Below are 13,366 nucleotides of genomic sequence, written 5' to 3'. Positions count from 1 at the left end.
GAGGCCGCCGCGGCCACGGGGTTGTCGTCGTCGTAGTCGCTGAACGCGTCGGTCCAGTAGCCGGCGGCGAGGACCGTGTCGTAGCGCTCGCCGTGCCAGGCGAGGATCAGCGGGCTGAGGAAGACGTCGCCGAGGCCGCTGTCGCTCTCACTCAGGCCCATGGCGTCGACGTCCTTGTCCAGGATCGGGGCGATGGCCTCCATGCCGTAGTCCGCGCCGAGGAACTGCTTGTCGGTGATCCAGATCGCGCGGGGCACCACCGCCCGGACCGTGGCGCTGTCGTCGCCGCCGGGGATCTCGCCGTCGTTGTCGCTGATGGCGTCGACCTTGACGTTGTCGGAGTCGTAGTACACGCCGTAGGTGCGCAGGTAGAAGCCCGGCGGCGGCACCGACGCCCCCAGGCTGCCCTCCACGCCGGGGACATAGTGCTGCGTGGCGTCGGCCGAGGCCGTCAGCGGCAGAACGCCCGCCAGCCCCATCACCGCCCCGCCCGCGAGGTATCGCATTGCTCGCTGCATCTCTCTCCTCCTCGTCATTCTCTGGTTTCTCGCTGGTCGTCGGTATCTGCGGCGTGCCGGGCGGCCCGGCACGCCGCGGGAATCATTCGAAGCGCAGGCTCACGCTGCCGAGACCCTGGGCCCGGAGCGTGACGCTGTCGCCGGCCTCGACGGCCACCGCGGCGGTGATTCCCCCGGAGAGGATCAGGCTGCCCGCGGGGATGACCTCGTTGCGGCTGGCGAGCATGTTCGCGAGCAGCGCGATGCTCGCCGCGGGGTGGTTGACCACCGCCGCGCCGGCGCCGACGCCCACGACCTCGCCGTTCTTCTCCAGCACCACGCCGAGGGTGCGCAGGTCCAGTGCCTCCGCCGGGGCCGCCGCCGAACCGGTGACGAACCGGGACGACGAGGCGTTGTCCGCGATGACGCTCGGCAGATCAAAGCGGAAGTTCTCGTAGCGGCTGTCGATGATCTCCACCGCCGGCACCACGAAGTCGGTGGCGGCGAGGACCTGGCCGACGTGGCAGCCGGGCCCGCCCAGCGCCTCGCGGGTGACGAAGGCGATCTCCGCCTCCACCCGCGGATGGATGAGCGAGCCGGTATCGATGGCCGCGCCCTCGGGCTGCTGGAAGTAGTCCGCGAGGAAGCCGTAGATCGGCTCCTCCACGCCCATCTGGCGCATCTTGGCGTGGGAGGTGAGGCCCATCTTCATGCCCACCATGCGGTCGCCACGGGCGGCCTTGCGCCGCCGGGTCGCCCACTGGACGGCATAGGCATCCTCGAAATCCATGTCCGGGTAGTCGTCGGTGATCTTGGGCACCGCGCGGGCCTGGACCTCGGCGGCGTCCAGGTGCTCGGAGAGCGCCTCGATCTGCTCGCTGCTCAGCGTGCTCATGCCCCGCCCTCCATCACGGTGGTGCCGGCCCCGGCGGACTCCTCGCGGGCGCGGGCCATGTCCAGGGCGACGTCGACGATCATGTCCTCCTGGCCGCCGACCATGCGCCGCCGGCCGAGCTCCACGAGGATGTCCGCGGTCTTCAGCCCGTAGCGCTCCGCGGCCGCCTCGGCGTGGCGCAGGAAGCTCGAGTACACGCCCGCGTAGCCCAGCGCCAGGGTCTCGCGGTCGACCCGCACCGGACGGTCCTGCAGCGGCCGGACGATGTCGTCGGCGGCGTCCATGAGCGTGTAGAGATCGCATCCGTGCGCCCAGCCCATGCGGTCGGCGGCGGCGATGAACACCTCCAGCGGCGCGTTACCGGCACCGGCCCCCATGCCGGTGAGGCTGGCGTCCACCCGGTTGACCCCCTCCTCCACTGCGGCGATGGAGTTGGCCACCCCCAGCGAGAGGTTGTGGTGGGCGTGGATGCCGAGCTCCGTGGCCGGGTCAAGGACATCGCGCAGGGCGCGCACCCGGGCGCGGATGTCGTCCATGGTCATCGCGCCGGCGGAGTCGACGACGTAGATGCACGTCGCCCCGTAGCTCTCCATGAGCTTCGCCTGCTCGGCGAGCCCCGCCGGCTCGTTCATGTGGCTCATCATCAGGAAGCCCACGGTGTCCATGCCGAGCTCGCGGGCGGACTCGATGTGCTGGCGCGAGACGTCCGCCTCGGTGCAGTGGGTCGCCACGCGCACGATCCGGGCGCCGGCGTCGTAGGCGGCGCGCAGGTCGTGGACGGTGCCGATACCGGGCAGCAGCAGCGTCGCCACCCGGGCGTGATTCACCGTCTCGGCCACCGCCTCGATCCACTCCAGGTCGGTGTGCGCGCCGAAACCGTAGTTGAACGACGAGCCCTGCAGGCCGTCGCCGTGGGCGACCTCGATCGAGTCCACCTTCGCGCGGTCGAGAGCCGCGGCGATGCGCCGCGCGTTGTCCACGCTGTACTGGTGGCGGATCGCGTGGGAGCCGTCACGCAGGGTGACGTCGGAGATATAGAGTTTGTTGCCCATGGTCCTTCCTCCCCTCAGGCGGTGGCACCGGCGCGCTCGCCGGCGTGCGCGGCGAAGCGCTCGGCGGTGGCCAGCGCCGCGGACGTCATGATGTCGAGGTTGCCGGCGTAGGCGGGCAGGTAGTGGGCCGCCCCCTCCACCTCCAGGAACACGGCGGTCTTCAACCCCGTGACCCGGCCGACACCGGGGACGTTGAGCGGACGACTCTCGTCGAAGCGCTCGAACTGCACCGACTGCTTGAGCCGGTAGCCGGGCACGTAGCTCGACACCCGCTCGGCCATGGCCTCGATGGCGGCCTCGATCGCCGCCTCGTCGGCGTCCAGCGGCGAGAGGGTGTAGACGGTGTCGCGCATGAGCAGCGGCGGCTCCGCCGGGTTGAGGATGATGATCGCCTTGCCGCGCCGCGCGCCGCCCACCGCCTCCAGCCCCTGGCTGGTGGTCTCGGTGAACTCGTCGATGTTCGCGCGCGTGCCCGGGCCCGCCGAGCGGCTGGAGATCGAGGCGACAATCTCCGCGTAGCTCACCTCGGCGACACTCGCCACCGCCGCCACCATGGGGATGGTGGCCTGGCCGCCGCAGGTGACCATGTTGACGTTGTGCACCGACGGGTCCGCCAGGGTCTCCTCCAGGTTCACCACCGGCACGCAGTAGGGGCCGATGGCCGCGGGGGTGAGGTCGATGACCTGGATCTCCGGCTTGGACTGGCGCAGTACCGCGTCGTTGTGCACGTGCGCCTTCGCCGAGGTCGCGTCGAAGACCACCTCGATGTCCTCGAACTCGGGCATCGCCACCAGGCCCTCGACGCCGGTGTCGCAGGTCGCCACGCCCAGGCGCCGGGCCCGGGCCAGCCCGTCCGAGTCCGGGTCGATGCCCACCAGCACCCCCATCTCCAGGTGCTCGGCGTTGCGCAGGATCTTGATCATCAGGTCCGTGCCGATATTGCCCGAGCCGATTACGGCCGCTTTCATGCTCATGGTCCGTTCCTCCGTCAGGATTCAGGGCGGCTCAGACGAACCGGCAGCCGGCCGTGCCGATGCCGCCGATGCTGAGGTGCATGGACTCGCCGGGCTCGATGGGGATCAGCGGCACCAGCGAGCCCGAGAGGATGACCTCGCCGGCCTTCAGCGGAATGCCGAAGGCACCGAGGGTATTCGCCAGCCAGGCCACGCAGTTCACCGGCGAGCCCAGGGCCGCGGCGCCGGCGCCGGTGCTGACCACCTCGCCGTTCTTCTCCACGACCATGCCGGCGGTCACCAGGTCGACGTCCCGCGGGTCGACGATGCTGTCGCCGAGCACGAACAGCCCGCAGGAGGCGTTGTCGGCGACGGTGTCCTGGATGCGGATACGCCAGTCGCGGATGCGCGAGTCGACGATCTCGAAGCACGGCATGACGTAGTCCGTGGCCCGCAGCACCTCGGCGTTGCTCACGCCCGGGCCAGTGAGGTCGTGCTTGAGCACGAAGGCGATCTCGCCCTCGGCCCGGGGCGCGACGAGCTGCTCGCTGATGGGCAGCGCCTCGCCGTTGCCGTAGAGCATACGGTCCGTGAGGTAGCCGAAGTCCGGCTGGCGGACGTCGAGCATGTCCTGCACCGCCTTGCTGGTGACCCCGATCTTCTTGCCGATCACCCGCTCGCCGTCGGCCTCGCGGCGCTCGAGCAGCCGCATGGAGACGTAATAGGCGTCCTCGATGGTGATCTCCGGGTCGCGGTCGGTCAGCGGCTCGACGGCCTCGCGCCCGCGCAGCGCGGCGTAGAGCTCGTCGCCGTAGGCCCGGATCCGGTCGGTGTTCAACGACATGGGTTTCGCTCCCTACAGGCTGTCCCCGGCCTCGGCGAGAAAGTCCGAGACCAGGCGGTTGAAACGGTGGGCGTGCTCGATCTGGGTCCAGTGACCGCAACGGCCGAAGACGTGCAGCTGCGACGGGCCGATGAGCTCATGCAGCCGGTGCGCGTTCTCCGGCGGGATCACCCGGTCGTCGCGGCCGTGGACGATGAGCGTCTCGGCATCGAGGGTGCGGATCTCGTCCTCGGGGCTCGCCATGGCGTCCACCCAGCGCTGGCGCGGTGCCGGGAACATCGCGGCGTAGGCCTCCTGCACCCCCGGCCGGACACTCGCCTGGTAACGCATCTCGGCGAGCTCGTCGCTCACCAGCTCGCGGCTGTAGGCGAAGATGTCCAGGAGCCCGCGCATATTCTCCACCGAGGGGGTATAGCCCCACACGGTGTCGAGCCCGGGCGTGAGCTCGAAGGACACGCCGACGCTGCCCATGAGCACCAGCCGCCCCACCCGCTCGGGGTGACGGAGGGCCAGGGCCAGGGCGAGCCCGCCACCGAAGGAGTTGCCCACGATGTGGGCCCGGCCGATGTCCAGGGCGTCCAGGACGTCGAGGGCGTGACGGCACCAGGTGTCGAGGTCGTAGGTGATGCCCTCGGGGCGCTCGGTGTAGCCGAAGCCGACCATGTCGGGGGCGATCGCCCGATAGCGCCCGGCCAGCGCCGGGAGCGTGAGCCGCCAGTTGGCCCAGGCGCTCACCCCCGGCCCGGAGCCGTGGATGAGCAGCACCGGCGGGCCCTCACCCCGGTCGTGGTAGTTGGTCTCGAAGCCGCCGGTGCGGATGCGCCGGCCGATTTCCGGGTTGTCCGTCATCGCCGTGGCCTCACAGCTTGATGCATACATTGGAGAGCTCGGAGTAGAACTCCAGCCCGTGGACGCCGCCCTCGCGGCCGATGCCGGAGCTCTTCATGCCGCCGAAGGGCGTGCGCAGATCGCGCAGGAACCAGCTGTTCACCCACAGCAGGCCCGCCTCGAGGCGGCGGACCACGCGGTTGGCGCGGGCGAGGTCCCGGGTCCAGACCGTGGCCGCGAGGCCGTAGTCGGTGTCGTTGGCGAGCCCGACCACCTCGTCCTCGCTGTCGAAGGGACGGATGTGGCAGCAGGGGCCGAAGATCTCCTCGCGCACCACCCGGGCGTCATCGCCGAGGCCGGTCCAGATCGTCGGCTGGATCCAGGCACCGCCACCGAACGCCTCGGGCATCTCCGGGACCCCGCCTCCGGTGACCACGGTCGCGCCCTCCTCCTCGGCCAGGCGGTAGTAGCCCAGGACCTTGTCCCGGTGCTCCTGGCTGATGAGGGGGCCGAAATTGACGTCCGGGTCCTGGCTCGGGCCCATCTTCAGCGCCTCGGCACCCGCCTTGAGGCGGCTGACGAACTCGTCGAACACGGGGCGCTCGACGTAGACGCGCTCGGTGCCGAAGCAGACCTGTCCGCAGTTGGCGAACGCCGAGCGCATGGTCCCCTCGATGGCCTGGTCCATGTCCGCGTCGGCGAACACGATCGCCGGGTTCTTGCCGCCGAGCTCGAAGGAGACGTCGCGGATGCCCTCCGCGGCGGCCTTCATGATCGCCGTGCCGGTGCGCGTCTCGCCGGTGAAGGTGACCGCGTCCACCCCCGTGTGCCGGGTGAGGTACTCCCCGGCGGAGTCCGGCCCGAAGCCGTGAACGACGTTGTACACCCCCGCCGGGATGCCCGCCTCGTTCATCACCTCGCCGAGCAGCGCGGTGGTCTGCGGGGTCTCCTCCGAGGGTTTGACCACCACCGCGTTGCCGCAGGCCAGCGCCGGACCGACCTTCCAGGTCATGAGCAGCAGCGGCAGGTTCCACGGCGAGATCACGCCGATCACACCCTTGGGCCGGCGGATGGCGTAGTTCAGCGCCCCGGTGCCGTCCGGCGTGTCCATGTGAAAGCTCTCGGTGGGCACGTTCTTCACCAGGTCGGCAAAGATCTTGAAGTTGGCCGCGCCGCGCGGAATGTCGATGTGGCTGGCCATGGAGCGCGGCTTGCCGGTGTCGGCACACTCGGCGGCCAGGAACTCCTCGAAGCGCTCGTTGATGCGGTCCGCCACCCGGTGCAGGCGCGCCATGCGCTCGGCGATGGGCAGGTGGCCCCACTCGCCGTCGAGCGCCGCGCGAGCCGCGGCCACCGCACGATCGATCTCCGCCTTACCGCCCTCGTGGACCCGGGCGATGTTCTCGCCGGTGGCGGGGTCGATGTCGTCGAACAGCCGTCCGCTCTCGGAGGCGACGTACTCGCCGTTGATGAAGTGGCGTATCTCTTTCATCCCGTTCACCCAAGCCGTGGTGTGTCCTGTTCTCCCGCCCGGGGGATCAGCCTTCGCCGATGGCGGCGAGCCCCGCCCGGGCACAGATCCCGTCCTCTTCCTCACTGCCGCCGGAGACCCCGATGCCACCGACGCATTCACCGTCGACACGCACCGGCAGGCCACCGCCGAACATCACCAGCCGGTCGCGCTGGGCGAGACCGGCGCGGAGCTCGGCGTTGTCGCCCACGACGGCATCCCAGCCGGCGGTGTCCAGACCGAAGCTGGCCGCGGTGTAGGCCTTGTCCTCGGCGATACCGATGCTGTGCAGCGGTGCGCCGCCCATGCGCAGAAACGCCACCGGCGTGCCCGCGGCGTCGCAGACGGCGACGTTGATACGGATACCCAGCGCCCCGGCACGCTCGACCGCGGCGCGGGCCGCGAGCTGGGCCGCCTCCCAGTGGATATGCCGTGCCGGCTCCGTTGTGCGCATGGGGCCTCCTTCATATCGAGTAAACTACTAAATATCGATATTTTTAGAGAGAATGTATAATACATGGCCGAGTGTCAAGCCCGCTGATATAATTTCGCCATACCCACCAAACGAACGGCCGGACCATGCCGCAACAGGACGCCACCACCACCCTCTCGGACCGCGCCTACGACTGGCTCAAGCGCGACATCATCCGCGGCGTGTGGCAGCCCGGCAGCCGACTGGCCGTCAAGCAGCTCTCCGATCACTACGGCATCGGCGCAAGCCCGATCCGCGAAGCTCTGGCGCGGCTGGTCGGCGAGGGCCTGGTGCTGGTGTTCGGCCAGCGCGGATTCCGCGTGCCGCCCATCGACCTGGACGACCTCTGGGATGTCACCAACACCCGGGTGCTGATCGAGAACGAGGCCCTGCGCCAGAGCATCGAGCACGGTGACGATGCCTGGGAGTCGGAGGTCGTGGCCGCCTACCATCAGCTCGAGAAGCTCGAGCACGACCCGGCCAGGGACTTCGCCGAGTGGGAGCGGCGCAACCAGCGCTTCCACGAGGCACTGGTGGCCGCGTGTCCCTCGCGCTGGCTCCAGCGCATGCGCGAGATCCTCCACGACCAGCACCGCCGCTACCGCTTCCTGAGCAGTCAGTACGCGCCCGGCCGGGACATCCCCGCCGAGCACCGCGCCCTGCGCGACGCCGCGCTGGCCGGCGACACCGGCACTGCCATGAGCGTGCTGCGCGTGCACATCGAGCGCACCGCGCACACCGTCGAGCGCATGCTCGCCGCCGGCGAGGCCGCCCTCGAGGAGGCGGCCTCGTCCTGACCCGCGGCCCATCCCGCCGCCTCAGGTCACCACTGCCAGGAAGTTCTCGTTGAGAACCCGGTCGTGGTAGAAGATCGCCTTGCCGAGGCTGTCCGCCGTCCAGGTGATGGTCGGGTGATCCGGGTACCACGTGCTGCCGCCGGCGAAGACCTCGTTGCGGTTGCCCGAGGGGTCGAAGAAGTAGATCGTCTTGCCCCGGGTGATGCCGTGGCGGGTCGGTCCGATGTCGATGGAGATGCCGTACTTGGACATGATGTCGGCGGCCCGCAGCACCTCCTCCCAGCTGTCCAGCAGGAACGAGACGTGATGTAGCCGGCCGGGCTCGTCGTGGCGGATGAAGGCGATGTCGTGGGCCTTGTTGGAGCACGACAGGAACGCGCCGACCAGGGTCTCGCCGTCTACCACCTGCTCGGCGAGATCGAAGCCCAGGACCTCGCGGAAAAGGCGCACACTCCCGTCCAGGTCCGTGCCGTAGAGCAGACAGTGGTCGAAGCGGTTGGCCGCCATGCCGCCCACCGTGTCCACGAAGGCCTCCGGGTTGGTGGTGCCCACCTCGTTACCGTAGAAGTCCTTCTCGGCGTAGAGCTCGAAGTGATGGCCCGTGGGCGAGTCGAAGCGCACCCGCTCGCCGCAGTGTTCGAGCTCGCCGGCGGGAATGCGCTCAACGCGGCAGCCGAACGCCGCGAGGGCCCGTTCCAGGCGCACCAGCGCCCCGGCGTCGCGGACCTTGAAACCCATGAAGTCCATGCCCGATTCGTCCGCCTCGCGCAGAACCAGCGAGAACCAGTCGTACTCGTCCCACGCCTTCAGGTAGACACGCCCCTCGCGATCGCGGCCGGTCTCGATGAGGCCGACGTGACCGGTGTAGTGACGGACGGCCTCGTCGAGATCCATGACCCGGACACCCACGTGTCCGGGGCGCAGTACGTCCTTCTGGGACATGATGTTCTCCTCCTCGATGGAATGATGTCCGCCCGGCCCTCAGCGCGGGCCGTGACGGGTGAAGCCCTTGCGCATCGCGCCGACGACACGCAGGGACACATTGCTGCGCGGGTAGCTCCGGCAGGCGAGGACGCGGCCGGCCGCGCGCTCCGCGTCGTCCACGTGGGCCCGGCTCATGCGGGCCGAGACCACCTCGCCGGCAAGGATCTCGACCTTGCACACCCCGCAGCCGCCGCCACGGCAGCCCGCCGGGATACCCCGCCGACCCAGCCGCTCCATGGCGTGGAGCAGGCTCTCCTCCGCCGGGCAGGGGTAGCGCTCTGCGGTGTCGACGATCTGGATATCGAACGCCGGAATCCGGTCGTGCCGGGACATACCCGTTCCTCCCCGCCGCCGCCCCGCGCGGGGGCGGCGGACCGTACTCACGCCACGCGGCCGGCCTGGCCGCCGCCCTCGTCCTCGCGGTCGCGCTCTCGGCGGATGAGGGACTCCAGGCGCTTGCGCACCTTCACCGGGGCGACGTCGTTGCTCATGAGCACCGGGTCGAGCTCGAAGAAGTCCGCGGTGCCCATGCGCTGGTGGACGGCCTCGATGATGGGCACGTCCTCCTGCTCGAAGGCGCCGTGCATCGCCTGGATCTTCTGGGCGTTGTACTCGCCGTCCTCTTCCCGGTGATTGCGCCGGGTGGCGAAGAAGTAGTGGGTGCTGTCCACGGTCTCCGGCGTGGTGGTGTGGAGGTCGTATTGCCCGGTGCAGCCGTCGAGATCGAGCGCGGCATTCTCGTCCTGGGTGGCCCCCACGGAGAGCTGGATGTTCGCCGGTGGCGTCCAGGTGATGTGGAAGAAGTGCCGCGCCTCGCCCTCCGGCTCGGGCAGAAACTGGTTGAAGATCAGCATCGCCGGCGTCTGGCGCCACTCCCAGCGCGCGGAGACATACGCGTCCGTGTCCTCGACCTTCGGGATCAGCGGGGTGAGCTGGCCCCGCGTGGTGATGATCTCGCCGTGGACGTGGTCGATGTGGCTGAGATCCATCACGTTGTCCATGATGAGCTCGTAATTGCCCTGCACGGGCATGTAGGTGTAGCCGACGCTGTTGGGGTGACCGCTGACCAGCTCGCCGTAGTCCGGTACGGCGTCGTAGTCCGCGGCCTGGTCGCCCATCCATATCCACAGAAAGCCGTCGCGCTCGACCAGCGGATAGCTCGCCACCTGGGCCGCCTTGGGGATGTGCCGGTTGCCGTGGGGGTTGTGGGTGCACTGTCCGGCGCAGTCGAAGCGCAGGGCATGGTAGAGACAGACGACATCGTCGCCCTCGCGCCAGCCCATGTGCAGTGGCGCGAACCGGTGCGGACAGCGATCGTGCAGGGCCACGGGGGTGCCGTCCTGGCGGCGGTAGATGAGCACCGGCGTGTCGAGCAGGGTGCGGTGGAAGAACGCCTCCTCCCCCACTTCCGTGGACAGCGCCGCGACGTACCAGGTGTTCATCAGATACGGACGCTCGGTGTGTGCGTGCATCGCTCTCTCCTCTCTACTCTTCTCGGCTTTGGTTGACGCTTGCGGGTGCCGGCACCGGGGTGTCGGTTCAGAAATCCAGGACCAGGCGCGGCGAGTGCGCCCGCGAGCAGCAGGGTGTGAACCAGCCCCCGCTCGCGCGCTCCTCGTCGCTGAAGTGCATGTCGCGATGGTCCGGCTCGCCGTCGAGCACCCGCATGGCGCAGGTCCCGCAGATACCCTGCTCGCAGGACAGCGGCACCTCGACGCCGCCGGCGGTGAGTGCCTCGACGACGGTCTGGTCCGGACCCACGTGGATCACGCGGCCGCTGCGGGCGAGCTCGACGTCGAAGCCGCCGTCCTCGGCGGCGGGGGCGGCGGCGCCGGCGAAGTGCTCCAGGTGGACGCGCGCCTCCGGCCAGCCGGCCTCGGCGGCCGCGCCGGTCACGAAGTCCATGAAGCCGGCGGGACCGCAGACGTACAGACGGGTCCCGTATCCCACCCCGGCGAACAGCCGGGCCGGATCGAAACGCTGGGCCGGGACGCCGTCGTCGAAGTGGCTGTGGACGCATCCGCCGAATGGTGAGCGGCGCAGGCGCTCCAGGAACGCCGCACGGGCCGGCGAGCGGGTGCAGTAGTGCAGCTCGAAGGAGGCGCCACGCCCGTGGAGCTCGGCGGCCATGCTCATCAGCGGCGTGACCCCGATGCCGCCGGCGACCAGCACCGTATGGGGCGCCTCCGCCAGCGGGAACTGGTTGCGCGGGCCGCCGAGGCGAAGGCGCGCCCCCACCGCCAGGCGCTCGTGGGCGCACCGGGAACCGCCGCGCCCGTCGGGCTCGAGCAGGATGCCGAGCTCGTAGCGGGTACGCTCGTGCGACGGATTGCAGAGGGAATACTGGCGCACCGCGCCGTTGGGCAGGTGGACGTCGACGTGGGCACCGGCGGTGAACGGCGGCAGCGCCCCGCCGTCCGGTGCCTGCAGCTCCACGTTGATGACGCCCTCGGCCGCCGCCTCCCGGCGGGTCACCACCACGTCCAGGCCGTCCCCGCCGGCCGTTGCGTGCTCGTCGCTCATCACTGGCTCTCTCCTCTCCCCGCGAATGCGGCGCCGATACCCGCGGTGCCCGGGGGGGCATACGCGTGGACGGCGTCCGCGTCGTTTGCGCTGTCCATTGCAAACGCCGGGCCAGGATGGACGATTTATCGATAATTTACTGTTTACGCGATTTTAACGGGAACAATCGACATTACCGTTGACGCGACCGGTCTGCGCTGTTCAATATTTGCGGAAAATCAAACGACCGGGTTTCCGGATATCCCGCAACCCGGCAGGCGCGCATGGAGGCGCTACAGGAGGAGTCCCATGACCGCCAGTCCGGATACCGGCGCCGCCGCCAGCGCCGGCGTGCTTGCCGAGCACCTTCACTTCTCCCCGGATGCGGGGCACATCCAGCTCTTCGACCAGCGCATGCTGCTCATGCACGCCACCTCGCTCGCCGAGCTGCGCCGCGAGCTGATCGCGGAGCTGGGCACCGCCCGGGCCCGCGATATCCTTACGCGCCTGGGCTACCAGCAGGGCTTCGAGGACGGTCAGCGCATCCGCCGGATCGCCACCGCCGATCCCGCACAGGCCCTGCCCCTGGGGCCACGCCTGCGGGAGATGGAGGGCTTCGTGCGCAACCAGCCCATCGAGGCGATGCAGGTGGACCTGGAGCGCGGCGAGTTCCGGGGGGATTACGTCTGGGGCGCGTCCTGGGAAACCCAGGCACACCTGCAGCATTTCGGGGTCACCGGCGAGCCGGCGTGCTGGGTGATGGTGGGGTACGCGGACGGCTACTGCACGGCGGTCACCGGCATGCCCATCCACTGGCGCGAAAGCGAGTGCGTGGCCATGGGCCACACGCGCTGCCGGGTGATCGGCCGGCCACTGTCGGAGTGGGAGCACCTGGACCGGCAGGAGTCGGGGTTCCTGCGCATCGACAGCTTCGTGGGCGCCCGGGACCTCGGCTACGGCGACGACGCCGGCGGACCGGCGGGCACCGTCCAGCACTTCGAGGGCTTCGTCGGCGCCTCCGCGGGCTTCAACAGCGTCGCCCACCTCGTGCGCCGGGTCGCGCCCACGGACTCGACCGTGCTCTTCCGCGGCGAGAGCGGCGTGGGCAAGGAGTGCTTTACCCGCGCGCTGCACTCGATCAGCCCGCGCTCGCAGGGGCCGCTGCTGTCGGTGAACTGCGCGGCGATCCCGCCGGACCTGGTGGAGGCGGAGCTGTTCGGCGTCGAGCGCGGTGCCTACACCGGGGCCGACCGCTCCCGGGCCGGGCGTTTCGAGCGCGCCCACGGGGGCACGCTGTTCCTCGACGAGATCACCAGCCTGCCCCTGCCGGCCCAGGGCAAGCTGCTGCGCGCACTCCAGGAGCGCGAGATCGAGCGCGTCGGCGGCACCGAGGTCCGCCGGGTGGACGTGCGCGTGGTGGCCGCCGCCAACCTCGACCTGCGCGAGGAGGTAAAGGCCGGGCGCTTCCGCACCGACCTGTTCTACCGGCTGAACGTCTTCCCCATCGAGATACCGCCGCTGCGCGAGCGCCGCGAGGACATCCCGCTGCTCACCGCGCTGTTCCTCACAAAGAGCGTCAAGCGCTGCGACAAGACCGTCCACGGGCTCACCCCGCGGGCCTACGCCGCCCTCAACGACTACGACTGGCCGGGCAACGTGCGCGAGCTCGAGAACATGATCGAGCGCGGCGTCATCCTCGCCGACCCGGAGGGCAGCGTCGACGTCCAGCACCTGTTCGCCGGCGGCGAGCAGCTCACGAGCACCGCCTTCGACCTCGCCCCCGGCGGCTCGCTGGTGCCCAGCCACGATCCGGAGCGGGCGGACGTCACCGAGCGCGAGCAACGCCTCGCCGACGAGCTCATCGAGCGCCTGCCGTCCTTCGAGCGTCTGGAGCGGCTGATGATCGAGCGTGCCCTCGAGCGCACCGGCGGCAACGTCTCCGCGGCGGCCCGGCTGCTCGGTCTGCGTCGGGGCCAGGTGGAATACCGGCTGAAAAAGGGCGACGCCCCGGGCGGCGGGCAGGCGTGAGCGC

14 protein-coding genes are annotated in these 13,366 nt (G+C 70.0%); 2 read left to right on the top strand and 12 right to left on the bottom strand.

All coding sequences use genetic code 11. The annotated features are described in order from the left end of the window. The 8 genes from C516_RS0116725 to C516_RS0116690 all read right to left on the bottom strand — a co-directional run. The coding region (locus C516_RS0116725) for a SphA family protein (RefSeq protein WP_211210646.1) at window positions 1-518 on the bottom strand (518 nt) is incomplete at its 3' end. Between the two features lie 82 nt (window positions 519-600). Beyond that, entirely contained in the window at window positions 601-1,392 is a 792-nt protein-coding gene (gene dmpH / locus C516_RS0116720) for a 2-oxo-3-hexenedioate decarboxylase (RefSeq protein ID WP_018719570.1), read from the bottom strand. Next, window positions 1,389-2,444: a 4-hydroxy-2-oxovalerate aldolase gene (dmpG, locus tag C516_RS0116715; protein ID WP_018719569.1), complete on the bottom strand. Its 1,056-nt coding sequence runs from the start codon at window positions 2,442-2,444 to the stop codon at window positions 1,389-1,391. The genes dmpH and dmpG overlap by 4 nt, the downstream gene beginning before the upstream one ends. Before the next feature lie 14 nt (window positions 2,445-2,458). Further along, entirely contained in the window at window positions 2,459-3,418 is a 960-nt protein-coding gene (locus C516_RS0116710; RefSeq protein ID WP_018719568.1) for an acetaldehyde dehydrogenase (acetylating), read from the bottom strand. 31 nt (window positions 3,419-3,449) lie between these two features. Next, the gene (dmpE, locus tag C516_RS0116705) at window positions 3,450-4,241 is read right to left on the bottom strand and encodes a 2-oxopent-4-enoate hydratase (protein ID WP_018719567.1); all 792 of its coding nucleotides are present in this window, start codon (window positions 4,239-4,241) and stop codon (window positions 3,450-3,452) included. Between the two features lie 12 nt (window positions 4,242-4,253). Then, window positions 4,254-5,090: an alpha/beta fold hydrolase gene (locus tag C516_RS0116700; protein WP_018719566.1), complete on the bottom strand. Its 837-nt coding sequence runs from the start codon at window positions 5,088-5,090 to the stop codon at window positions 4,254-4,256. A gap of 10 nt (window positions 5,091-5,100) precedes the next feature. After that, window positions 5,101-6,561: a 2-hydroxymuconic semialdehyde dehydrogenase gene (locus tag C516_RS0116695; protein ID WP_020608225.1), complete on the bottom strand. Its 1,461-nt coding sequence runs from the start codon at window positions 6,559-6,561 to the stop codon at window positions 5,101-5,103. Window positions 6,562-6,607: 46 nt separating this feature from the next. Continuing rightward, window positions 6,608-7,033, bottom strand: coding sequence for a GlcG/HbpS family heme-binding protein (locus C516_RS0116690; protein ID WP_018719563.1), 426 nt, complete (start codon window positions 7,031-7,033; stop codon window positions 6,608-6,610). A gap of 125 nt (window positions 7,034-7,158) precedes the next feature. Here C516_RS0116690 and C516_RS0116685 point away from each other — a divergent pair, with 125 nt between their 5' ends. After that, a complete protein-coding gene (locus C516_RS0116685) occupies window positions 7,159-7,848 on the top strand; it encodes a GntR family transcriptional regulator (RefSeq protein WP_018719562.1) in 690 nt (229 codons plus the stop codon). A 21-nt stretch (window positions 7,849-7,869) separates the two neighbouring features. Here the strand turns inward: C516_RS0116685 and C516_RS0116680 are convergent, their stop codons facing one another. The 4 genes from C516_RS0116680 to C516_RS0116665 all read right to left on the bottom strand — a co-directional run bounded on the left by C516_RS0116680 (window position 7,870) and on the right by C516_RS0116665 (window position 11,355). Next, window positions 7,870-8,790: a catechol 2,3-dioxygenase gene (locus tag C516_RS0116680; protein WP_018719561.1), complete on the bottom strand. Its 921-nt coding sequence runs from the start codon at window positions 8,788-8,790 to the stop codon at window positions 7,870-7,872. 39 nt (window positions 8,791-8,829) lie between these two features. After that, window positions 8,830-9,165, bottom strand: coding sequence for a 2Fe-2S iron-sulfur cluster binding domain-containing protein (locus C516_RS0116675; RefSeq protein WP_018719560.1), 336 nt, complete (start codon window positions 9,163-9,165; stop codon window positions 8,830-8,832). A gap of 47 nt (window positions 9,166-9,212) precedes the next feature. Next, on the bottom strand, window positions 9,213-10,304 hold the full coding sequence (locus C516_RS19955; RefSeq protein ID WP_018719559.1) for an aromatic ring-hydroxylating oxygenase subunit alpha: 1,092 nt from the start codon (window positions 10,302-10,304) through the stop codon (window positions 9,213-9,215). A gap of 67 nt (window positions 10,305-10,371) precedes the next feature. Beyond that, the gene (locus C516_RS0116665; protein ID WP_018719558.1) at window positions 10,372-11,355 is read right to left on the bottom strand and encodes a PDR/VanB family oxidoreductase; all 984 of its coding nucleotides are present in this window, start codon (window positions 11,353-11,355) and stop codon (window positions 10,372-10,374) included. Window positions 11,356-11,643: 288 nt separating this feature from the next. Between C516_RS0116665 and C516_RS0116660 the strand changes: the two genes are divergently transcribed. After that, complete coding sequence (locus C516_RS0116660) at window positions 11,644-13,362, top strand: sigma-54-dependent Fis family transcriptional regulator (protein WP_018719557.1); 1,719 nt, start codon at window positions 11,644-11,646, stop codon at window positions 13,360-13,362. Window positions 13,363-13,366: the final 4 nt, after the last annotated feature.

This window comes from Arhodomonas aquaeolei DSM 8974 (genome assembly GCF_000374645.1).
Classification (GTDB): Bacteria; Pseudomonadota; Gammaproteobacteria; order Nitrococcales; family Nitrococcaceae; genus Arhodomonas; species Arhodomonas aquaeolei.
Note: the sequence above shows the minus strand (reverse complement) of the source record. Positions and strands in the feature narration are given on the sequence as shown.

Excerpts from the sequence above, each read along its gene's own strand:
- C516_RS0116700 (WP_018719566.1), bottom strand. The coding sequence starts at position 5,090 with ATGACGGACAACCCGGAAATCGGCCGGCGCATCCGCACCGGCGGCTTC.
- C516_RS0116660 (WP_018719557.1), top strand. The coding sequence starts at position 11,644 with ATGACCGCCAGTCCGGATACCGGCGCCGCCGCCAGCGCCGGCGTGCTT.
- C516_RS0116675 (WP_018719560.1), bottom strand. The coding sequence starts at position 9,165 with ATGTCCCGGCACGACCGGATTCCGGCGTTCGATATCCAGATCGTCGAC.
- C516_RS0116690 (WP_018719563.1), bottom strand. The coding sequence starts at position 7,033 with ATGCGCACAACGGAGCCGGCACGGCATATCCACTGGGAGGCGGCCCAG.
- dmpE (WP_018719567.1), bottom strand. The coding sequence starts at position 4,241 with ATGTCGTTGAACACCGACCGGATCCGGGCCTACGGCGACGAGCTCTAC.
- C516_RS19955 (WP_018719559.1), bottom strand. The coding sequence starts at position 10,304 with ATGCACGCACACACCGAGCGTCCGTATCTGATGAACACCTGGTACGTC.
- C516_RS0116695 (WP_020608225.1), bottom strand. The coding sequence starts at position 6,561 with ATGAAAGAGATACGCCACTTCATCAACGGCGAGTACGTCGCCTCCGAG.
- C516_RS0116665 (WP_018719558.1), bottom strand. The coding sequence starts at position 11,355 with ATGAGCGACGAGCACGCAACGGCCGGCGGGGACGGCCTGGACGTGGTG.
- dmpH (WP_018719570.1), bottom strand. The coding sequence starts at position 1,392 with ATGAGCACGCTGAGCAGCGAGCAGATCGAGGCGCTCTCCGAGCACCTG.
- dmpG (WP_018719569.1), bottom strand. The coding sequence starts at position 2,444 with ATGGGCAACAAACTCTATATCTCCGACGTCACCCTGCGTGACGGCTCC.
- C516_RS0116685 (WP_018719562.1), top strand. The coding sequence starts at position 7,159 with ATGCCGCAACAGGACGCCACCACCACCCTCTCGGACCGCGCCTACGAC.
- C516_RS0116710 (WP_018719568.1), bottom strand. The coding sequence starts at position 3,418 with ATGAGCATGAAAGCGGCCGTAATCGGCTCGGGCAATATCGGCACGGAC.
- C516_RS0116680 (WP_018719561.1), bottom strand. The coding sequence starts at position 8,790 with ATGTCCCAGAAGGACGTACTGCGCCCCGGACACGTGGGTGTCCGGGTC.